Source organism: Streptomyces sp. PL-25, assembly GCF_058344915.1.
Genome location: NZ_CP136997.1, coordinates 7,303,799 through 7,324,295, shown reverse-complemented (window position 1 = coordinate 7,324,295; position 20,497 = coordinate 7,303,799). Strand labels below are relative to the sequence as shown.

The window sequence follows — 20,497 nt, the reverse complement described above, 5'->3', positions numbered from 1 at the left end:
CGCCGGCCGCCCGCCGCAGAGCGTGCCGGGCAGGCCGGGCACGAATTCTCCACTTTTCCGGTACGGCGGCCGCCGAATTCCGGATGGCCGGGAAAAGAATCTTCACATGCGGGGGCGGCTTCACATTCGGTCATCGGCACTCCGCTTCGAACGGTGTCAGGAGCGGGCAACGCGCGCTGTGCAAGTACCGCGGCGCATCCTACGATGGCCCGCGCCGGTTGGGAAGCGACAGGGAGTGGGCCCGGACATGTCGGACTACATCGATTTCTTCGCTCGCCTCGCCGAGAAAACAGCCGCGGGCAAAAGGGAGTTCCTCCAGCTCGGCCGGGTCGCCGGCCGATTCCCCGCCGCCACCACCGCGCACCATGGCGAAATCGCGGTCTGGTGCAGCAACGACTATCTGGGTATGGGGCAGCATCCGGAGGTTCTGGCCGCGATGAAGCGGGCCGTCGACGAATACGGAGCGGGGTCCGGCGGATCACGCAACATAGGCGGCACGAACCACTGTCACGTCGCTCTCGAAGAGGAACTCGCCGCGCTGCACGGAAAGGAGGACGCGGTGCTGTTCACCTCCGGCTATTCGGCGAACGAGGGGACGCTGTCCGTCCTCGCCGGGCGTATCGGCGACTGCGCCGTCTTCTCCGACCGGCTGAACCACGCGTCGATCATCGACGGACTGCGGCACAGCGGGGCGGAGAAGTTCATCTTCCGGCACAACGACCGTGCGCATCTGGAGGAGTTGCTGTCCTCGGTGGCCCCGGAGCGGCCGAAACTCGTCGTCACCGAGTCGGTGCACTCGATGCGCGGGGACATCGCCCCGCTGGCCGGCATCGCGGAGGCCGCCGAGCGGCACGGCGCGGTGACCTTCCTAGACGAGGTGCACGCGGTCGGCATGTACGGGCCCGAGGGCGCGGGGATGGCCGCACAGGAGGGCCTCGCCGCCTCCTTCACCCTGGTGATGGGCACGCTCGCCAAGGGGTTCGGCATGACCGGCGGCTATGTGGCCGGGCCCGCCGTGCTGCTGGACGCGGTCCGCGCGTACGCCCGTTCGTTCATCTTCACCACCGCGCTGCCCCCGGCGGTCGCGGCGGGCGCCCTGGCCGCCGTACGCCATCTGCGCGGCAGTACGCGGGAGCGGGAGCGGCTCGCCGTCAACGCCCGTCTGTTGCACACCCTGTTGCGCGAGCGGGACATCCCGTTCCTGTCGGACCGCACGCACATCGTCTCGGCCCTGGTGGGCGAGGAGCGGCTGTGCAAGCGGATGTCGGCCCTGCTGCTGGAGCGGTACGGCATCTATGTGCAGGCGGTCGACGCGCCGAGCGTCCCGGCCGGCGAGGAGATCCTGCGCATCGCGCCGTCCGCGGTGCACGAGCCGGACGAGGTAAGGGAGTTCGTGACCGCCCTGGACGCCGTCTGGTCCGAGCTGGACGCCCCGCGCGGGAGCACGCCGCGCGAGGTCGCCCGGCTGCCGTGAGCGGTCCGCCCGTCACCGGCCGCCCCGGCCGCCGGACCAGATGCGCCGCATCTCGGGCGACGCGGCGAGGACGTCCTCCAGGGGCCCGGCCGCCTCGACCCACCCGTCTTTGAGCACCACCACGCGGTCCGCCGCGCGCAGCAGCGCGGGCCGGTGCGTCACGGCGAGCACGGTCGCCCGCCGCTCCAGCAGCCGCTGCCACAGCAGGTGTTCGGTGTCCGGGTCGAGGGCGCTGGAGACGTCGTCGAGGATCAGGAGCTCGGGGCGGCGGGCCAGCATGCGGGCCACGGCGACCCGTTGCAGCTGGCCGCCGGAGAGCCTCAGCCCGCGCGGTCCCACGACGGTGTCCGGGCCCTCGCGCATCGCGGCCAGATCGGGGCCGAGGACGGCGGCGCGCACCGCGCCGGCCAGCACCGTGCCGTCGTCGTCGGCGGTGCCGAGCAGCACGTTCTCGCGGACCGATCCGCTGAACAGCCGGGGCGCCTGCGGGGTGTAGCCGCAGCGCGGGGCGACCAGGAACGCGGAGGGGTCGGCGACCGGTTCGCCGTTCCACAGCACGGTGCCGCGTTCGCACGGCAGGAGTCCGAGGACGGCCCGCAGCAGCGTGGTCTTCCCTGCGCCGACACCGCCGGTCACGACGGTCACACCGTGCCGCACGACGCTCAGGTCGACGTCGTGGACGCCGTGCCCGGTGCCCAAGTGGCGGGCGGTGAGCCCGCGCACGGTCAGCTCGCGCAGCGGCGGGTGCGGGTCCGGGTCCGGGTCCGGACCGGCCTTCCGGACGGGTGCGCCGGGCCCGGCCTCCCCGGGCGGGGCGTGCGGTGTCTCGCCGAGGAAGCCGGCGATCCTGCCGAGTGCCACGGTGACCCGTTGCAGCCGGACCGAGAGGATGCCGATGGACGCCAGGGCCTCCGCGAGGATCTGGAGGTAGAACATGAACAGCGCCAGGTCGCCCACGCTGAACGCCCCGTGGCCCGCGCGGCCGGAGGTGAGCAGCAGGACGACGCCGACGCCGACCGGTGCGGCGTTGGCGATCACCGTGCGCTGCACGCCCGCGAAGAGTTCCTCGCGCACCGCCGCTCGGGCCCGCGCGTCGTCGAGCCGTCCGATGTGCGCGCCCACATGCTCCTCGGCGGCGGCGGCCTGCACCGCGCGTACGTTGCCGACCGCTTCCCGCAGGGCTCCGGCGACCTGGGCGGAGGCGGTGCGGGTGGCCCGCCGGTAGCGCAGGAAACGGCCGTGGACGGCGCCCGTCACCGCCGTGATCAGGACGAGCAGGACGAGCAGGGCGCAGGTGACCACGGCGTCGATGCGCATCATGAGGGTGACCGAGGCGATCACGAACAGCCAGTGGGCGAGGTTGGTGGGGGCCCAGGCGACGAAGAACCCGGTCTCGTCCACGTCCTCGCCGACCGCCCGCAGCGTCTCCCCGGGCGCGGTGCCGGCGGCGGCTCCCGGCCGGCGCAGCGCGGAGCCCAGCAGTTCGCGGCGCAGCCGGGCCGTGGTGCCGTACTGCACGCGCGGCTCCAGCCGGTTGATCATCACCGCGAACTGGAGGCACAGGCGGGCCGTCTCGACGGCGGCCACCCAGGCGATCAGGAGCCACACCCCGTCGCCGCGGTCGAAGCCGTCGAACAGGCGCTGGAAGAGCAGGCCGACCGCCAGGGTACCGGCCCGCAGCAGCACCCACAGGCCGGTCAGGGTCCAGTAGGCGGCGGCCGAACCGCGCAGTGCGGCGGCGAGGCGGCGCAGCGTGGAGCGGGTGCCGCCGTGCGCGGGGGGTCCGGTGGCGTACTCGGGGGACGGCGGCGCGGTGGCGGTGGCGGCCGCGGTGTCGGATGCGGATGCGGTGTCGGGTGCGGATGCGGTGTCGGATGCGAATGCGGCAGATGCGTCGGGGGCATTCGAAGAGCCCTGGGCGACCGTGGTGTCGGGGGTGTCCATCGTGTCGTCGGCGTCCTCCGTGCCCTCGGATTCCTCGGTGTACGCGGCGTTCTCGGTGTCCCCGGCGTTCTCGGCGTTCTCGGCGTTCTCGGTGGCGCTCATCCGGCGCCCAGCAGTCCGTGGAAGCGGGAGGTCGGATCGGCGGCCAGGACGGTGCGGCGGCCGTCCTCGACGACGGTGCCCTCGTCCAGGACGAGGATGCGGTCGACATGGCCGAGCGCGTGCGGCCGGTGCTGGACCACCACGGCGGTGCGGCCGGTCAGCAGGCGTTCCAGGGCGGGCAGCAGCAGTGCCTCGGTGTGCGGGTCGAGGCGGGCGGTGGGCTCGTCCAGCAGCACCAGGGCCGGGTCGCGCAGAAACGCCCGCGCCAGGGACAGCAGTTGCTCCTCGCCCGCGGACATGCCGCGAGCACCGGTGCCGAGCACGGTGTCGAGTCCGTCGGGCAGGGCTCGCCACCAGTCGGTGAGTCCGGCCTCCCGGAGCGCGTCCCGCACCCGCCCGTCGTCGACGGCGGGGTCGAAGAAGGTCAGGTTGTCCCGGAGGCTGGCGTGGAAGACCTGCACCTCCTGGGTGACCAGCGCCACCCGGCGGCGCAGTACGACCGTGTCCAGGTTGCGCACGTCCGCGCCGCCGACGCGGGCGGCGCCCCGCTCGGGGTGGTGGAGCGCGAACAGCAGCCGCAGGACGCTGGACTTGCCGCTCCCGGTACGGCCGACGATCCCGAGCCGCTCACCGGGTTCCAGCCGGAAGGAGACCTCCCGCAGCACGGGTTCGCCCGGCTCGTAGGAGAAGGTCACCCGGTCGAGGGCGGCGGTGAGGGGGCCCGGCGGCAGCGCCGTGGCGGTGGTGTCCGCCGGGGGCCGCCGCGGCAGCAGGTCCCGCAGCCTGCGTACGCAGACGGCGGCCTCCTCCAGGTCCTGGAAGCGGGTGGTGATCGCGAGCAGCGGGCGGCGCAGCAGCATGGCGTAGGACAGCGCGGCGAAGGCGGTGCCGGTGGTGAGGCGGCCCGCGGAGTGCAGCCACACGCTGACGGCGAGGGCGAGGACGACGCTGGCCGTCGACAGGCCCTGCACCGTGGCGGGCCAGCGCACGGAGACGCGGGCCGCGTCGCGGGCCCGCCGGTACAGCTCGGCCTGCCGCCGTTCCAGGTCGGCCAGGGTGGCGTCGAAGGCGCCGTTGACGCGCAGGTCCTCGGCGGCGGCCAGGCGTTCCTCCAGGAAGCCGAGGAGTTCGGCGGAGGACTGGCGGCGGGCGGCGACGAACGGCATGGCCCGGCCGACCAGGCGGCGCAGCAGGACGAGGGTGCCGGCGGCGACGGGCGCGAAGACCAGGGCCAGGCGCCAGTCGAGCAGGAAGAGCGCGGCGAGGATGCCGCCCACCAGCAGGGCCTGCGCGGCGACTTCGAGGAGCAGCGCGGACATCACGGAGGCGAGGCGGGTGACGTCCGAGTCGATCCGGTCGACGAGTTCGCCGGGCGGGTGGCGCTGGTAGAAGCGTGCGGAGCGGCGCAGGCTGTGCGCGACGAGGTCGGCCCGGAGCCGGTTGGTGGCGCGCCAGGCGAGGCGGGAGGCCAGCGCGTCGGCGCCGATGGTCGCGCCGAGCAGGGCGACCGCGGCGGCCAGGTACCACAGGGAGACGGTGAACAGGGCCTGGGCGGGCCGCTGGGTGAGCGCGCTGTCGACGAAGCGGCGCAGCAGGTAGGGGGCGGCCAGTTGGAGGACGACGCCGAGCGGCACGAGCACCGCGAGCAGCAGGACGGCCGGGCGTTCGCCGCGCAGATAGCGGATCAGCAGGGACAGCTGCCGTAACGGACTGGCTGTCAAAGCGGTCCTCCCCCTTCGCCGGGCGGCGGAAGGCCCCAGGATAAAGTCCGGCCCGCGCATTGGGAATCACACGGGACGGTGGAATGCGAACCGTTGCTGCGGTTTCGGCGCGCTGCTAGACTCCACAGGTCTTCCGGGCCAATTGATCGCGATTGATCGCGTTCGTCAGCGGGGCGGGCCGACTGTTTTCGGTCACAATTCATTGGCCCTGTGTCTTTTCCGGGGGCGTCCGAGGTCCCATGGTGACGGCCGTCCGTGCCCGGGGCCGGCGCCGGTACGGAGCACCGCCTTGAACAATCGGGTTCGTTCGACGCGAGGGGGATTTCTCATGCCGAGTGACGCGCGGGACGCGGGCGGCGCGTCCGGGAACGTTCCGGGGCTCACCGGGAAAGTGGTGGTCACGGGTGCGGCCGGTTTCATCGGTGCACATCTTGTGGAGGATCTCCGGCGCCGTGGTGCGCATGTCGTGGGTATTGATCGAAAAGCCTCCTGGGCCGGGCGTGAAATTCCGTCGACCGCGACGGCGGGTGCGCTGCGCGCGGTCCACGCCGATCTCGCCTTCGCCGATCTCTCGTCCTGTCTGGAAAACGCCTCGGTGGTCTTCCACTTAGCCGCCTTACCGGGTGTGCGGCCGTCCTGGACGCAATTCCCGGAGTACTTGCACTGCAATGTCCTGGCCACCCAGCGCCTCATGGACGCGTGCGTGCGCGCCGGGGTGCCGCGGGTGGTCATGGCGTCCTCGTCGAGCGTGTACGGCGGTGCCGAGGGCCGGATGAGCGAGGACGACCTGCCGCGCCCGCTGTCCCCCTACGGGGTCACCAAGCTGGCCGCCGAGCGGCTGGCGCTCGCCTTCGCCGCGCGCCGGGACACCGCGCTCACCGTCAGCGCGCTGCGCTTCTTCACCGTGTACGGCCCCGGGCAGCGGCCCGACATGTTCATCTCCCGGGTGATCGGCGCCGCCCTGGAGGGCCGGCCCGTGGAGGTGTACGGCGACGGCACCCAGGTGCGCGACTTCGTGTACGTCCTCGACATCGTGCGCGCGCTGGTCCTCGCGGCGGTCTGCCCGGACCGGTGCAGCACCGTGCTGAACGTGGGCACGGGCAGTGCCTCCTCGGTCAACGAGGTCCTCGCGCTCACCGGTGAACTGACCGGGGCGCGGCCCGATGTGCGCTACGGCGCGGCCCGGATCGGGGACGTGCGGTGCACCACAGCGGACGTCGGCCGGGCCGAGCGGCTGCTCGGGTTCACCGCGCGCACCCCGCTGCGGACGGGGCTGGCCACCCAGGTCGAGTGGGCCCGGCACGCGCTCGCTGCGCCGCCGCCCGCGCCGGCCGCCGGGACGTCCGGCGCGGGCGGCCGGACCGGGATGACACCCACCGACCGGTCATAGCCGGCATGTGCGGCTTCGTGGGATTCAGCGACCCGGGCGGCGGACAGGACGCGTCCGTGGCCACGGCCCGGCGGATGCTGGCCGCCGTCGCGCACCGCGGCCCGGACGGGTCGAGCTGGTGCCACCACCGGGGGGTGACCTTCGCGCACTGCGCGCTGACCTTCGTCGACCCCGGGCGGGCCCGCCAGCCCCTGCGCTCGGCCGGCGGATCGACGGTGCTGGTCCTCAACGGGGAGATCTACAACCACGCGGAGCTGCGCCGTGAACTGCGGGCGGACGGGGTCCGGTTGCGCACCGGGAGCGACACCGAGGTCCTGGTCGAGCTGTACGAGCGGTACGGCACGGCCGTACTGGAGCGGCTGCGCGGCATGTACGCGTTCGCGCTGCACGACGCGCGGACGTCGACGACCGTGCTGGCCCGCGACCCGATGGGCAAGAAGCCGCTGTACTACACCCGGGTGCCGGGCGGAGTGGCCTTCGCCTCCGAACTGACCGCGCTGCTGCGCCATCCGGACGCCCCGCGCACCCCGGACCCGGCAGCCCTGGCCGGGTACCTCACCTTCCAGGCGTTCTGCGCGCCCGGCTCGGCGGTGACCGGCGTGCACAAGGTCCGCCCCGGTCATTATGTGACGGTCAGTCACAATGAGGTCACGGAGGCGGAGTTCTGGCGGCCGTGTCTCGGTGCGGGGCAGCGGGTGCCGGTGCGGCAGGCCGCCGACCGGTTCGAGGAGCTGTTCCGGGCGGCCGTGGCCCGCCGGGTCACCAGTACCGAACGGCGCCTGGGCGTGCTGCTCAGCGGCGGCCTGGACTCCAGCGCGGTGGCGGCGGTGGCCCAGCAGCTCTCCCCCGGCCGCCCGGTGCCGACGTTCAGCGCGGGCTTCGCCGACCGGGACTTCGACGAGAGCGGCCACGCCCGCACGGTCGCCCGCCATCTGGGCACCGAGCACCACACGGTCCGCGTCACCGGCCGCGACCTGGCCGACGTGGTGGAGTCCGAGTACGCGGCGGCCGACGAGCCGCTGGCCGATCCCTCGCTGCTGCCGACCCGTATCGTCTGCCGGGCCGCCCGGCAGCAGGTGCGCGGGGTGCTCACCGGCGACGGCGCGGACGAACTCCTGCTCGGCTACCGCTACTTCCAGGCCGAGCGGGCCATCGAGGTGCTGCTGCGGCTGATGCCGGCGCACCGGCTCCAGGCCCTGCTGGGCGCGCTCGTACGGGTGCTGCCCGCCCGGACGGGCAACCTCCCGGCCACGGCGGCGCTGCGGCTGCTGGCCCGGGGTCTGCGTGCGGCGCCCGAGCACCGCTTCTACCTGTCCACGGCCCCCTTCGGGCCGGGCGAGTCGGCCACGCTGCTCACACCGGACGCCCGCGCCGCCGCCCTGGCCGGGCCCGATCCGTTCGCCGAGATCTCCCGGCTGCTCCAGGGGCAGGACGGCCTCAGCGGTGTGCAGCGCAGCCAGCTCGCCGTCTTCGCGCACTTCCTGCGGGACACCATCCTCACCAAGACCGACCGCGGCGGCATGCGCAGCGCCCTGGAGGTGCGCGCGCCCTTCCTCGACCAGGATCTGGTCGAGTACGGCAACTCCCTGCCGACCGCGCTGAAACTGCGCCGCCTGACCGGCAAGTACCTGCTGCGCCGGGTGGCGTCCCAGTGGCTGCCCGGGACCATCGTGCACCGCACCAAACTCGGCTTCCGCGCCCCGCTGGCGGCCCTGCTGCGCGAGGAACTGCGCCCGCTGCTGCTGGACACCCTCGCGCCGGCCGCGCTGCGCTGCGACGGCCTGTTCGACGCGGAGGCCGTACGCGTCCTGACCGACGACCATCTGAGCGGCCGGCGCGACACCTCGCGCAAGCTGTGGGCCCTGCTGGTCTACCAGCTCTGGTACCGCGGCCGGGCCGCCGCCCCGCCCGCACCCCTCGCTCTCACCGAGGAGACCCACCGTGCACCGTGACCGCCCGATCATCCAGGTGCTCTCCCCCCGGACCTGGGGGGAGTTCGGCAACTACCTCGCCGCCACCCGCTTCTCCCGGGCGCTGCGCACCGCCGTCGAGGCGGAGACCGTCCTGCTGGAGGCGGAGCCGATCCTGCCCTGGCTCGGCGAGGCCGGCGCGGAGATCCGCACCATCTCGCTGACCAGCCCCGACGCCGCGACCCGCACCGAGCGCTACATGGGCCTCATGGGGCGCCTCCAGGAGCGGTTCCCGGCCGGGTTCGAGGCCGCTCCCACACCCGCGCAGCGCACGGCGCTCGCCCCGCTCACCGCGCATCTGGCGCGGACCGCGCCGGACGTCGTGGTCGGCACCAAGGGCTTCGTGGCGAGGCTGTGCGTGGCCGCCGTACGGCTGTCCGGGGTGCGCACCCGGGTGGTCAGCCATGTCACCAACCCGGGGCTGCTCCAACTGCCCCTGCATCGCAGCCCGTACCCGGATCTCACCCTGGTCGGGTTCGACTGGGCCCGCGACCGGCTGCTGGCCGACTGCGGCGGCGATCCCGCCCGGGTGCGGGTCATCGGCCCGCTGGTCGCCCAGCACGACCTGCGCGACTTCATGACCGCGGGGTCCGCCCGGGAGGCGGACGGGCCGGAGGAGCCCTGGGGCGGCGACGACGATCCGGACCGGCCCCGGCTGATCGTCTTCTGCAACCGGGGCGGCGACACCTATCTCGACCTGGTGCGGCACATCGCGGACACCCACCCGGACACCGACCTCGTCTTCGTCGGCTACGACGACCCCGGCCTCGCCCACCGGGCCGCCGCCGGGGCGGCCCGGCTCGCGCACTGGCGCTTCCACAGCAGGCTGACCCAGACCCAGTACTTCGACTACATCGACCGCGCCGCCCGCTCCCCGCACGGCCTGCTCATCTCCAAGGCGGGCCCCAACACCACCCTGGAGGCGGCCTACTTCGGCATCCCGGTGCTCATGCTGGAGTCGGGTCTGCCGATGGAACGGTGGGTGCCGGGGCTGATCCACGAGCACGGCCTGGGCCGCGCCTGTGCCGGACCCGAGGAGCTGCTGGGCACCGTCGACGACTGGCTCGCCCGGCCCGCCGCCATCGAGGCGCACAAGAAGGCGGCCGTCTCCTTCGCGGAGTCCGTCCTCGACCAGGACGCGGTGACCGCCCGGATCGGGGATGCGGTGCGGCCCCTGCTGGAGGCGCGGTGAAACCCCTGCTCAAACTGGTGTCCGGACCCGACGGGGTGCGCGCCGAGGGCGACAAGGAGGTGCGGCTCGGGCATGTGCTGGACGGCGACCCACTGGCCGACGGGCCGCCGCCCGAAGGTGTCTTCGCCGCCTGGAGCTGGGACGGCGAGCGCCTGCGCGCCCGCAACGACCGGTTCGGCGTCCATCCGCTGTACTACCGCGCCGGCGCCGACTCCCTGGCCCTGTCGCCCGACCCGCTCGCCCTGCTCGTCCCCGGGGAGCCCGCCGCGCTGGACCACGACGCCCTGGCCGTCTTCGTCCGACTCGGCTTCTTCCTGGGCGAGGACACGCCGTTCGCCGCCGTCCGGGCACTGCCGCCCGCCGCCACCCTGACCTGGTCGGACGGCGGGCTGCGCGTCCGGTCCGCGGCGCCCCCGCCGCCCGGTCCCGCCGCCATGACCCGTGACGAGGCCGTGGACGGGTTCGTCGACCTCTTCCGCGCCGCCGTGGCCCGGCGGCTGCCCGAGGAGCCCTACGACCTCCCGCTGAGCGGCGGCCGGGACTCCCGGCACATCCTGCTCGAACTGTGCCGGCAGGGCGCGCCTCCCCGGCTCTGCGTCAGCGGCGCCAAGTTCCCGCCCGACCCGGGCGCCGACGCCCGGGTGGCCGGCGAACTCGCCGCCCGGCTCGGTCTGCCGCACCGCACCCTGCCCCGGCCCCGCTCCCAGTTCCGCGCCGAGCTCACCGCGAACCCGGGCCAGGGCATGGGCACCCTCGACGGCGCCTGGACACTGCCGCTGCTGGCCTTTCTGCGCCGCCGCGGCGGCCTGTCCTACGACGGGCTCGGCGGCGGCGAGCTGGCGCAGAACCCGAGCATCGCGCTGATCCGGGAGAACCCCTACGATCCGGCCGCGCTGCCGGAACTCGCGGAGCGGCTGCTGGCGGCGGGCCGCACCGGCGCCCATGTCGAGCACCTGCTGGGACCGCGCACCGCCCGGCTGTGGAGCAGGGCGCGCGCCCGCGACCGACTGGCCGCGGAACTCGCCCGGCACGCCCCGGCCGCCTTCCCGCTGGGCTCCTTCTTCTTCCACAACCGCACCCGGCGCTCCATCGCCCTGGCCCCCTTCGCGCTCGGCGGCGACCGGCTCCTGATCCACACCCCCTACCTCGACCACGCGCTGGTGGACCATCTGTCCTCGGTGCCCCACCCGCTCCAGCTCGACGGCACGCTGCACGACCGGGCGCTGCTGCGCGCCTTCCCGGAGCACGCCGCGCTCGGCTTCGCCTCCGCGGTGCCGCAGCGGCACGGGCCGTCCCTGGTGGCGCACCGGCTGGCGTACCTCGTGCGGCTGCTGGGCCACACGGTGTGGGCCGAGCCGGGCTGGCGGCGCGGCGGGGACCGGGTCCTGCCGCGGCTGCTGGCCGCCGGGCGCGGGCCCGGCGCGCCCAGACGGGTCAGCCGACTCCAGCCGCTGGCCCTGTACCTGCTCCAGCTGGAGTCCCTGGCGTCCGGGCACGCGCCCGGGGCCTCCTGAACCTCCGCACACCCTGCTCACCCCTGCGCACCCCTGCTCACCCTGCGCTTCCCGCCGTTCCTGCACCGCGCTCGCCGAGCGGACGCGCCGGTGATCCACACCGGCCGGTCCGGCACGACCCCCGAAGGAGGGGACACCATGCGGAAGACACTGCCCGTCATCAGCACCGGTCCGACAGCGGGGTCGGGCAGCTGTTCGACCGCCGCCACGGCACCGGCGGCCCGTCCCGGACTGCCCCGCTGGCGCCGTCGCGGTCTGCGCATCGCCCTGGTCCGCCACCACGACCTGTGCCTGAACACCCGTCAGATCACCCAGATCCAGAAGCGGGCCGGGGTGCTGCCGCACCTCGGGCTCGGCTACATCCACACCGCGCTGAAGACGGCCGGCTTCCACAACGTCATCCAGGTCGACACCCCGGCCCTCGGGCTGGACGCCGAGGGACTGCGCCGGCTGCTCGCCGACTTCGCACCCGACCTGGTCGGCGTCAGCACCACCACGCCCGGACTGCCCGGCGCCGTCGAGGCGTGCCAGGTGGCCAAGAGCACCGGCGCCAAAGTGATCCTCGGCGGCCCGCACACCGAGGTCTACGCGCGCGAGAACCTGCACCACGACTGCATCGACTACGTCGGTGTCGGCGAGGGCATCACGATCATGCCCGAGCTGGCCGAGGCGCTGGAGCAGGGCGACAGGCCCGACGGCATCCGCGGTCTGGTGAGCCGCGAGAGCGACGGCGGCGCGGCGCCCATGGTGAACCTGGAGGAGGTCGGCTGGCCGGAGCGCGGCGGACTGCCCATGGACCGCTACTACTCGATCATGGCGCCCCGGCCGTTCGCCACGATGATCTCCAGCCGCGGCTGCCCCTTCAAATGCAGCTTCTGCTTCAAGCAGGCCGTCGACAAGAAGTCGATGTACCGCAGCCCCGAGGACGTGGTCGGGGAGATGACCGAGCTGAAGAAGCGCTGGGGGGTGAAGGAGATCATGTTCTACGACGACGTGTTCACCCTGCACCGCGGCCGGGTCCGGGAGATCTGCGCGCTCATCGGCGAACAGGGCCTGAAGGTGCGCTGGGAGGCGCCCACCCGCGTGGACCTGGTGCCCGAGCCGCTGCTCAAGGCGATGGCCGGGGCGGGGTGCGTGAGGCTGCGGTTCGGCATCGAGCACGGCGACCCGGAGATCCTGCGGCGGATGCGCAAGGAGAGCGACATCGCCAAGATCGAGAAGGCCGTCACCTCGGCGCACGAGGCCGGGATCAAGGGGTTCGGCTACTTCATCGTGGGCTGGCTCGACGAGAGCCGGGAGCAGTTCCGCCGCACCATCGACCTGGCCTGCCGGATCCCGCTGGACTACGCGAGCTTCTACACGGCGACCCCGCTGCCCGGGACCCCGCTGCACACCGAGTCGGTGGCCGCGGGCCGGATCCCGAAGGACTACTGGGACAAGTTCGTGCGGGGCGAGTTCGACAGCCGGATCGGCTATCTGGTGCCCGACGCCCAGCACCGGGCCCAGGCCGCCTACCGGGCGTTCTTCCTGCGCCGCACCATGGTGAAGCCGCTGCTGGGCCACATGGCCGCGACCGGCCAGTGGCGCAACACCCTGGACGGCCTGCGCAGCCTGGCCCGGTCGACCTCCAACACCGACCGTGACTTCTGACGCGCCGGGCCCGGACACCCGCCCCCGTCCGGGCCCGCCACCCCGCCTCAACGCACCGCTGCCCGCCCGCTCCCCGGCCCGCCGCGCCGAACCCTGGTGGCTGCGCCATCCGCGCCGCGCCATGGCCCGCGGCTTCCGTCCGCCGCCGTCCTGGGCCGTGCCGGTCCGGCACGTCCTGCCGGACGACGACGGCGGCCGGGACGAGCAGTGCGGCCAGGAGGGTCGCGACATCCGGGAGGACCGGGACGGACCGGAGGGGCCCGGCGGGCGGGACGGGCGGGACGGGTCCGGTGCGCCGGACGGGTCTGGTACGCCGGACGGGGCCGGGCGCGCCGTCGCGGCCACGGACGAAGTACGGGCCGCGGCCGCCGCGTTGGGCCGCGAGGTGCTGCCCGCGCTGGCGCTGGTCGCGCCGACGTACGTGGCACGGGGGACGCTCGCCGAGCAGGAGGAGCGGCTCGACGCCCTGCTCGACCAGCTCGCGAAGGCCGGTGCGGCGCACCCCGAGGCCCCGTTCGCGCTCTTCGTGGGCATGCAGTGGTCCTGCGCCGAGGAGGAGCGCGAGGCGCTGCGGCGGCTGCGGGCGCTGGTGGGCCGGGCCCGGGACCGGCTGCCCCGGCTGCCGGTGTGCGGCCTCTCGCTGCCCGGACCGGGCAAGCCGCGTACGCTCAACGCCGCGATCGAGGTGGCCGAGGCGCTCGGCTGCGTCGGCGTGGGCTGGGTCGACGACGACGTGACGCTCGCCGAGGGCTGTCTGGCCCGGCTGGTGCGCGACTTCCTGGCGGCCGGCTGCCGGGGCGCGATGGGCGCCACGAAGGTGCCGCACACCAAGGAGTTCGCCACCTCAAGGCTGCTGGCCCGTGCCAAGGCCGTCGCGGCGCCCGCGACCGCCTACCCGCACGGCTGCTGCATCCTGGTCGCCACCGACGTGGTGTCCGGCGGTCTGCCGGGCCGCTATGTCTCCGACGACGGCTACGTCTGCTTCCGCCTGCTCGACCCGGACCTGCCCGATCCGCTGGCCCGGCTGCGGCTGGTGCCGGACGCCCGCTGCCACTACTTCGTCGCCGGACCGGCGGGCGAGACCCGCCGCCGGATCCGCCGGCTGCTGCTCAACCACCTCGTGGACCTCGCCGACTGGCCGCTGCCGGTGGCCCGGTACTACTTCCGGCACGTCCTGTTCTCCGGACTGTGGCCGCTGACCGCCTTCGACGGTTCCCGCGGGCTGCGGCACGGCGTGCGGAAGGCGGCCATCAAGTGGCTGTACTTCGCGTGGTTCGCGGGCGTGGGCGCCGAACTGTACCTGCGCGGGCTGGCCGGCCGGCCGCTGCGCCGCATCGAGTGGGCCCCGTACTCGGCGGTCCGCACCCCCTCCCCCGCTGACCAGGAGCGCCGATGAAGGTACTGTCCCTGCACTCCGCCGGTCATGACACCGGCGTCGGCTACTTCGAGGACGGCCGGCTCGCGTTCGCCGTCGAGACCGAACGGCTCACCCGGGTCAAGCACGACCACCGCAGCGACATCGCCCTGCGCCATGTGCTGTCCCAGCCGGGTGTGGACGCGGACGGGATCGCACTGGTCGCGGTGAGCACACCGGTGCGCAGCGCGCTGCTGAAGATCCCCGACCTGGACGAGGCGATGCGGCGCATCGGCGCGGGGGCGCCGCACCACCGCACGGTGTGCGATCTGCTGGGGCGGCGGGTGGAGTGCGTGGTCGTCACCCACGAGGTGTCGCACGCCGCGCTGGCCGCGCACTACGCCGGGCACGAGGACGGCACCCTGGTCCTGGTCAACGAGGGCCGCGGCCAGCTGACCCGCAGCTCCCTGTTCCGGGTGGACGGCACCCGACTGACCTGGGTCGCCAAGGATCCGCTGCCCTGGTACGGCAACGGCTTCGGCTGGACGGCCATCGGCCATCTGCTGGGCTTCGGCAAGAGCCCGAGCGTGGCCGGCAAGGTGATGGCGCTGGGCGGCTACGGCAGTCCCGATCCGGCCGTGCGCGAGCAGTTGGCGGCCGTCGACCCGCGCGTGATGCACGATCTGGGCCTGGCCGAGGAGGTACGGGCCCGGCTCGCGCTGCGGCCCGAGTTCGCCCCGGAGTTCGAGACGGCCGCCCATGTGGTGGCCACCTTCCAGGAGTTGTTCACCGAGGCCGTGCACGCGGTCCTGGACCGGTACGCCACCCGTACCGCGACCGGCGTCGGCCCGCTGGCGCTGGGCGGTGGCTGCGCCCTGAACATCGTCGCCAACTCGGCGCTGCGCACCTCCTTCGGGCGGGACCTCGCCATCCCGCCCGCCTGCGGCGACGCGGGCCATCTGGCGGGGGCCGGGGTGTACGCGCTCACCTATGTGCTCGGGCAGCGGCCGGACCCGATCGGCGTCTACGGCAACGGCACCGGCGAGGCCCGCTCCGATGTCCTGGACGCGCTGGGCGCCGCGGGTCTGACGCCCCGGGAGTACGACGCCGGGGCCGTGGTGCGGGTGCTGGCGGAGGGCGGTGTGGTGGCGTACACGCAGGGCGCCGCCGAACTGGGGCCGCGCGCGCTCGGACACCGCTCCCTGCTGGGCAGTCCGGCCGTGCCCGGGATGCGCAAGCGGATGAGCGAGGAGCTGAAGCGGCGGGAGTGGTACCGGCCGCTGGGCGCGGTGATGCGCGAGGAGCGCTTCGCCGAGCTGTTCCCGGACGCCCACCCCTCGCCGTACATGCTGTTCGAGTATCCGCTGCCGGAGGGGACCGCGCCCGAGGCCCGGCATGTCAACGGCACCTGCCGCGTCCAGACCCTGGGGCCGGGCGAGCGGCGGCTGCACGGGCTGCTCGCCGCCTTCGAGGCCGCCACCGGGGTACCCGCGCTGATCAACACGTCACTGAACGGGCCCGGCCGGGCCATCGCGCACACGGCGGCGCAGGTGCTGGAGGACTTCGCGGACAGCGGCGTCGATCTGTATGTCTTCGACGAGGTGATGGCCCACCGGGACGGATCCCGGTAGGCCATCGCCGCGCCGCGCACCGCCGTCAGGGCGCCGTGTGCAGGGGGAGCAGCCGGTCCAGGACGTCGGTGGTGTACAGCTCGGTCACCGCCTCCAGACCGAGGGCGGCCGGCTGTTCCCGCACCGCGTCCAGGGCGTCGGCCCGCAACTGCCCGAGCAGCGCGGCGACTTCGGCGGCGGGGACGGCGCCGGTGCGCATCAGGTGTCCGAGGTTCCCGGCCCGTTCGCCGTTGCGGTCGTAGTCGGTGAGGTCGTCGGCGATGGTGATGATCGTGCCGAACGCCTCGGCGAAGCGGCGGGCGGGGCCCACCGACCCGGTCGCCCGGCCGCAGATCGCGGCCAGCGACCCGTAGCAGCCGAGGAAGGACGCCCCGTAGGTACTGGCACCGGCCCGCCAGCCGTCGAGGTCGCGGGCGCGGTGGCTCTTGACGCGGATCTGGCCGGTGCACACGGTGGTGAAGTCGTGCTCCAGGAGGTCGGTGACGGACCGGGGGTCCTCGGCGAGGGCGCACATCTCCCGCACCGCCGTCAGATGCAGGTGCAGGCACAGGCAGGCGAGTTCGACGCGGTTCAGTCCGGTGTCGTCGTCCATGAGGTCGTCGAGCAGCTTCATGGCGACGATGTCCGACACGAGGGCGCGGGCGACCCGGGCGCGCAGCGCCGGGTCGCCGATCCACTCGGTCAGGAAGTGCGGCACCCGCAGATAGAGCCGCAACGCGGCGGTGTGGGCGACGAGTCCGGGCGATCCGCCGTTGCGGGCGACGAAGTCCGTCACATGGTCGCGGTTGGCGGACTCGGTGGCGAGCATGGCGGTGGTGTACGTGTCCGGCAGGGCCAGGGTCACCGGGTGCCTCCCGCCATCTCGGTGAGGGTGGTGCGCCAGTCGAGGTGTTCCAGCGCCCCGGCGAAGCCCACGTAGTCGGCGCCCGCCTCCAGATAGGCGTCGACCTGTTCGCGGCGGCGGACGTTGCCGCTGACGAAGAGGATCTGGCCGGGGTCGAGCCGGTCGCGGAAGCGGCGTACCACCTCGCCCGGCACCCGTGCGTGGCGCGAGTACAGGTAGACCAGGTGGAAGCCGAAGCTGCGGGTGACCGCGATGTGCCGGTCGATCTGCTCGGTGCCAGCGGTGGCGACCGGCACGGTGCCGAGCAGGTCGCCGGTCCTGCGGTCCTCGCCGAAGGTGAGGGCGACGGTGAGCAGCAGTTCGGGCCAGTCGGCGCGCTCCGCCCGGCCGGGCAGGGCGGCGACGGTCTCCAGGCAGCTCTTCCAGACGTAGTAGTCGTCGCGGGAGCCGAGCAGAGCCGGGAGCAGCACGGCGTCGGCGCCGCGGGCCAGCGGGAAGCCGAGGCCCTTGCGCGGCGGGAAGTGCAGCAGCACCGGAAGGGAGCTGGCCTCCTTGATCGCCGCGATGTAGGGGTCCATACGGGTCTCGAAGGACTCGTAGTCGGTGCTGGCCAGGATGAGGGCGGGAAAGCCCAGGTCGTCGAGGACCTTGGCCTTCTCCACGGCCTCCTCCTGGGGCACCTTGAACGGGTCGATGATGTGCACCGGTCCGCGGGCGTGACCGCGCAGCCGGGTGAGGACGTCCCCCGGGCCGAGCAGTGGTGGCGCCGTGCGGACGGTGTCGTGCGGGACCGGATGCGGTGTGGTGTTCACCGGCCTTACCCCCTTGTCGTCCGGTCGTGGGTCCGGTCGCCGGGTGCGCCCGGCGCCGTCACGCGCGGGGCGCGTGGTCCGGCCGCCGCGGGGCCGGCGGGGCGACGGCGGCACCGGCTCTGGCCAGTGCGGCGACGACGGACGCGGTGGTGTAGAGCGCGTTGTTGTCCAGGACCAGGGAGCCGAGGGCGGCCTTGCCGCGGCGGCCGCGCTCCCAGCGCTCGCGTGCGTCGGGGTCGCGTTCGGTGGGGCCGGGGACCCGGCACCAGGCGGAGGGCCGCCAACTGCCGTCCGCTCTCTGGCTCGCCGTCAGGTACTCCACCGCCCGGTGTCCGGCCTCCGCCGTCGCGGCCCCGGCCCCGGCGGTGACGGCGCGCAGCGCGAAGGCGGTGGCGAAGGCGGAGCCCCGGGGTTCCTGCGCGGTGCGCACGGCGCCGTCCGGGCCGATGCGCCGCGCGGCCCAGCGGGCGGCGTGGCGTGCGTAGGGGCTGGGCGGCCGGGGCCGGCCGGCGGTGAGCGCCTCGGCGGCCAGGGCCGTGGGGTACTCGCGGTCGGGCCACCAGTAGGCGGGCCAGGCGCCGTCGGGGCGCTGGATGCGGCGGAGCCGGTCCAGGAGCCGTTCGCGCACCGGCAGTCCGCGCAGTCCGGCGGCCGCGGCGGTCACACAGGGGTGGCTCGCGTACCAGGCGTCCCAGCGGGGCGCCACGCGTTCCAGGAAGGGCTGGGCGATCTCGGGCAGATAGCTGGAGACGCCGTCGTCGGGCTGGCGGTGGGCGGCCACGAAGCGGTACCCCTCAGCGGCGCGGGGGTCGTCGTCCTCGCCGAGCGCCTCGGCCAGGCGCAGGACCCAGGAGGTGATGTCGGCGTCGCCGGGCACCTTCGGGCAGTAGCCCCAGCCGTCCGAGGGGCCGCGGGAGCCGCGCAGCAGCCGCCACGCCCCGGCCGCCGCCTCGCGTGCGGGTCCTTCGGGCAATTCCGCCAGTGAGGCGCCGACGAAGGCGGTGGCCCAGAATTGTCCGGGGCCGCGGACTTCGTAGTCGTTCCACCAGCCGTTCTCGTCGCGGGCCGACCGGAGGAATTCGGTGGCCGCCGACAGGGCCTGCCGCACCGGTTCATCGAGAGGTAATCGCTGAGCGCCGTTCACGTACTCTCCTTTCCGCGGAGAGGCGACGAGCCGGGCCACCGAGCCGGCGCGCGCTCATGCGGCGGCGGCCGGAGGATTTCCCGATCCTACACGCGTTCGTTTGGTCGAGGTAGGGCCGGATTTTCCCGGGCGGAAACGCACCGGCGGTGCCGGGCCGGGAGCGTACCGGCCCGGCACCGCCGAGGTGAACACCGCGCGCGGGGTCTTCACACGAATTGCATGTGGGCGCGCCTGCGCAGTCGTACGGACATCACCGTGCCGCTCGCCACCGCGAGCAGCGCCGCCACGACGAGGGCGTGCACGGTTCCGGAGGTGAGGGAGCCGTCGGCCGCGCCGTCCACGGCGTAGGTGATGATCTCCCGGGTGGACCAGAAGGGCAGCGCCTTCGCTGAGCTGTTGGCCGGGTCGATCACCATCTGGGCGCCGATGACGCAGATCAGCAGCAGGGTCCCTTCCAGGTCCCGGGGCACGGCCAGGCCGAGCAGCAGTCCGAGCGGGACCGCGACCATGGTGGTCAGGGCCAGTTCGGCGGCCACGGCCTGCGGGTGCGCCACGTGCTGGTCGGTGGTCACGACGACGGCGTACAGCGCGGAGACGAGCAGTCCGGCGACGGTCAGCGCGAGGGTGCGGCCCAGGAAGAGGTGGCGGGGCCGGAAGCCGGACAGGGCGAGGCGGGGGGCGAGCTGACGGCCGGTCACCGCCGAGAACAGGGCGGCGGTGCTGACGGCGAAGCCGACGCCGAGGCTGGCGAACCGGATGGCCTGCCCGGCCTGGTCGTGCCGGCCGAGGTAGAACACCAGCGGCACCAGCAGGAGCAGCCCCAGGACGCCGCGGCGGCGCAGCAGTTCGCGCAGCGTCATCTCGGCCATGCGCAGGGTGCGGATCACCGGCGGGCCCCCCGGGTCGCGGGGGTGAGGTCCAGGACGTGGTCGACCTGGTCGAGCTGGTGGAGCAGGTGGGTGACGACGACGACCGCCCGGCCCTCCTCGCGCCAGCGCCACACGTTCTGCCAGAAGTCGACGTAGGAGCCGCGGTCGAAGCCCTGGTAGGGCTCGTCGAGCAGCAGGACCTCGGGGTCGGCGAGCGCGGACAGGACGACGTTGAGTTTCTGCCGGGTGCCGCCGGAGAGGTCCTTGGCGAGGGTGGTGCGGGCCACCGGCCAGTCCAGCCGGGCGGCGAGTTCGCGGCCGCGCCGGTCGGCGTCGGGGCGGCTCATCGCGGCGCCCGCGCCGAAGAGGGTGAAGTGCTCGCGCGGTGTGAGGAAGTCCATGACACCGGCGTCCTGCGGGCAGTAGCCGAGCCGTCCCGCGACGGTGACCCGTCCCTTGTCCGGACGGACGAGTCCGGCGCAGATCTTCAGCAGCGTGGACTTGCCCGCCCCGTTGCTGCCGACGACCGCCGCGACCTCGCCGGCCCGGACCGCCAGATCGACGCCGTCCAGGACGCTGCGGCGGCCGTAGCGCTTCACGATGCCGCGCGCGTGCAGCAGGACGTCGCGTCCGGCGTCGCCGGACGCGCCCTCCAACCGCTGTGCGGCGCTCGGTGCGTACTCCATGGATGTCACCCTCCTGCCGTCGCCCGCGGCGCGTGGCGCGGAACTCGGGCCTGTGTGCTGGTGGTTGCGGGGCCCGCGGCCGGCCGGGACCGGGCCGCCGGATGCCGGACGGCCAGTGTGCCGCACCCGGCCCCACCGGCCCGCCGCAGGGGGCGCCGGAACCGGGCGAACAGGTCCGCCGCCGCGGCCTCCGCCGTACC

15 protein-coding genes are annotated in these 20,497 nt (G+C 74.1%); 8 read left to right on the top strand and 7 right to left on the bottom strand.

Features of this window, described 5'->3' with window-relative positions; all coding sequences use genetic code 11:
* Positions 1 to 247: 247 nt before the first annotated feature.
* Positions 248 to 1,474 (top strand): 5-aminolevulinate synthase, encoded by a 1,227-nt coding sequence (gene hemA, locus R4Z62_RS32290; protein WP_491521651.1) that lies wholly within the window; start codon positions 248 to 250, stop codon positions 1,472 to 1,474.
* Positions 1,475 to 1,486: 12 nt separating this feature from the next.
* On the opposite strand, the gene R4Z62_RS32285 is transcribed toward hemA, so the two are convergent.
* Together R4Z62_RS32285 and R4Z62_RS32280 are read right to left on the bottom strand one after the other, a co-directional pair.
* Complete coding sequence (locus R4Z62_RS32285) at positions 1,487 to 3,520, bottom strand: ATP-binding cassette domain-containing protein (protein ID WP_491521650.1); 2,034 nt, start codon at positions 3,518 to 3,520, stop codon at positions 1,487 to 1,489.
* Complete coding sequence (locus tag R4Z62_RS32280) at positions 3,517 to 5,241, bottom strand: ABC transporter ATP-binding protein (RefSeq protein ID WP_491521649.1); 1,725 nt, start codon at positions 5,239 to 5,241, stop codon at positions 3,517 to 3,519. Before R4Z62_RS32280 ends, R4Z62_RS32285 begins: the two co-directional genes overlap by 4 nt.
* Positions 5,242 to 5,569: 328 nt before the next feature.
* Between R4Z62_RS32280 and R4Z62_RS32275 the strand changes: the two genes are divergently transcribed.
* The 7 genes from R4Z62_RS32275 (at position 5,570) to R4Z62_RS32245 (ending at position 15,942) form a co-directional block, all read left to right on the top strand.
* Complete coding sequence (locus R4Z62_RS32275) at positions 5,570 to 6,631, top strand: NAD-dependent epimerase/dehydratase family protein (protein ID WP_355483376.1); 1,062 nt, start codon at positions 5,570 to 5,572, stop codon at positions 6,629 to 6,631.
* A gap of 17 nt (positions 6,632 to 6,648) precedes the next feature.
* Positions 6,649 to 8,583, top strand: coding sequence for an asparagine synthase (glutamine-hydrolyzing) (gene asnB, locus R4Z62_RS32270; RefSeq protein WP_491521648.1), 1,935 nt, complete (start codon positions 6,649 to 6,651; stop codon positions 8,581 to 8,583).
* Complete coding sequence (locus tag R4Z62_RS32265; protein WP_382851916.1) at positions 8,573 to 9,793, top strand: glycosyltransferase family protein; 1,221 nt, start codon at positions 8,573 to 8,575, stop codon at positions 9,791 to 9,793. The genes asnB and R4Z62_RS32265 overlap by 11 nt, the downstream gene beginning before the upstream one ends.
* Entirely contained in the window at positions 9,790 to 11,307 is a 1,518-nt protein-coding gene (locus tag R4Z62_RS32260; protein WP_491521647.1) for an asparagine synthetase B family protein, read from the top strand. Before R4Z62_RS32265 ends, R4Z62_RS32260 begins: the two co-directional genes overlap by 4 nt.
* Positions 11,308 to 11,445: 138 nt before the next feature.
* Positions 11,446 to 12,957: a B12-binding domain-containing radical SAM protein gene (locus tag R4Z62_RS32255; RefSeq protein WP_064536919.1), complete on the top strand. Its 1,512-nt coding sequence runs from the start codon at positions 11,446 to 11,448 to the stop codon at positions 12,955 to 12,957.
* Positions 12,947 to 14,353 carry a hypothetical protein gene (locus R4Z62_RS32250; protein WP_491521646.1) on the top strand — a complete coding sequence of 469 codons (1,407 nt, stop codon included), beginning with the start codon at positions 12,947 to 12,949 and terminating at the stop codon, positions 14,351 to 14,353. Before R4Z62_RS32255 ends, R4Z62_RS32250 begins: the two co-directional genes overlap by 11 nt.
* Positions 14,350 to 15,942, top strand: coding sequence for a carbamoyltransferase C-terminal domain-containing protein (locus R4Z62_RS32245; RefSeq protein ID WP_064536918.1), 1,593 nt, complete (start codon positions 14,350 to 14,352; stop codon positions 15,940 to 15,942). Before R4Z62_RS32250 ends, R4Z62_RS32245 begins: the two co-directional genes overlap by 4 nt.
* Before the next feature lie 25 nt (positions 15,943 to 15,967).
* Here R4Z62_RS32245 and R4Z62_RS32240 read toward each other — a convergent pair whose 3' ends face one another.
* The 5 genes from R4Z62_RS32240 to R4Z62_RS32220 all read right to left on the bottom strand — a co-directional run bounded on the left by R4Z62_RS32240 (position 15,968) and on the right by R4Z62_RS32220 (position 20,297).
* Entirely contained in the window at positions 15,968 to 16,786 is an 819-nt protein-coding gene (locus R4Z62_RS32240) for a Moenomycin biosynthesis protein MoeN5 (protein ID WP_355483384.1), read from the bottom strand.
* Complete coding sequence (locus R4Z62_RS32235; RefSeq protein ID WP_491521645.1) at positions 16,783 to 17,598, bottom strand: geranylgeranylglyceryl/heptaprenylglyceryl phosphate synthase; 816 nt, start codon at positions 17,596 to 17,598, stop codon at positions 16,783 to 16,785. The genes R4Z62_RS32240 and R4Z62_RS32235 overlap by 4 nt, the downstream gene beginning before the upstream one ends.
* Before the next feature lie 58 nt (positions 17,599 to 17,656).
* Positions 17,657 to 18,706 carry a hypothetical protein gene (locus R4Z62_RS32230; RefSeq protein ID WP_064536917.1) on the bottom strand — a complete coding sequence of 350 codons (1,050 nt, stop codon included), beginning with the start codon at positions 18,704 to 18,706 and terminating at the stop codon, positions 17,657 to 17,659.
* A gap of 242 nt (positions 18,707 to 18,948) precedes the next feature.
* Positions 18,949 to 19,629, bottom strand: coding sequence for a hypothetical protein (locus tag R4Z62_RS32225; protein WP_491521644.1), 681 nt, complete (start codon positions 19,627 to 19,629; stop codon positions 18,949 to 18,951).
* The gene (locus R4Z62_RS32220) at positions 19,626 to 20,297 is read right to left on the bottom strand and encodes an ABC transporter ATP-binding protein (protein WP_491521643.1); all 672 of its coding nucleotides are present in this window, start codon (positions 20,295 to 20,297) and stop codon (positions 19,626 to 19,628) included. The genes R4Z62_RS32225 and R4Z62_RS32220 overlap by 4 nt, the downstream gene beginning before the upstream one ends.
* Between the last annotated feature and the right edge of the window lie 200 nt (positions 20,298 to 20,497).

Bases quoted from the DNA above. Each gene is read 5' to 3' on its own strand.
- hemA (WP_491521651.1), top strand. From the start codon at position 248: ATGTCGGACTACATCGATTTCTTCGCTCGCCTCGCCGAGAAAACAGCC.
- R4Z62_RS32285 (WP_491521650.1), bottom strand. From the start codon at position 3,520: ATGAGCGCCACCGAGAACGCCGAGAACGCCGAGAACGCCGGGGACACC.
- R4Z62_RS32245 (WP_064536918.1), top strand. From the start codon at position 14,350: ATGAAGGTACTGTCCCTGCACTCCGCCGGTCATGACACCGGCGTCGGC.
- R4Z62_RS32220 (WP_491521643.1), bottom strand. From the start codon at position 20,297: ATGGAGTACGCACCGAGCGCCGCACAGCGGTTGGAGGGCGCGTCCGGC.
- R4Z62_RS32275 (WP_355483376.1), top strand. From the start codon at position 5,570: ATGCCGAGTGACGCGCGGGACGCGGGCGGCGCGTCCGGGAACGTTCCG.
- R4Z62_RS32255 (WP_064536919.1), top strand. From the start codon at position 11,446: ATGCGGAAGACACTGCCCGTCATCAGCACCGGTCCGACAGCGGGGTCG.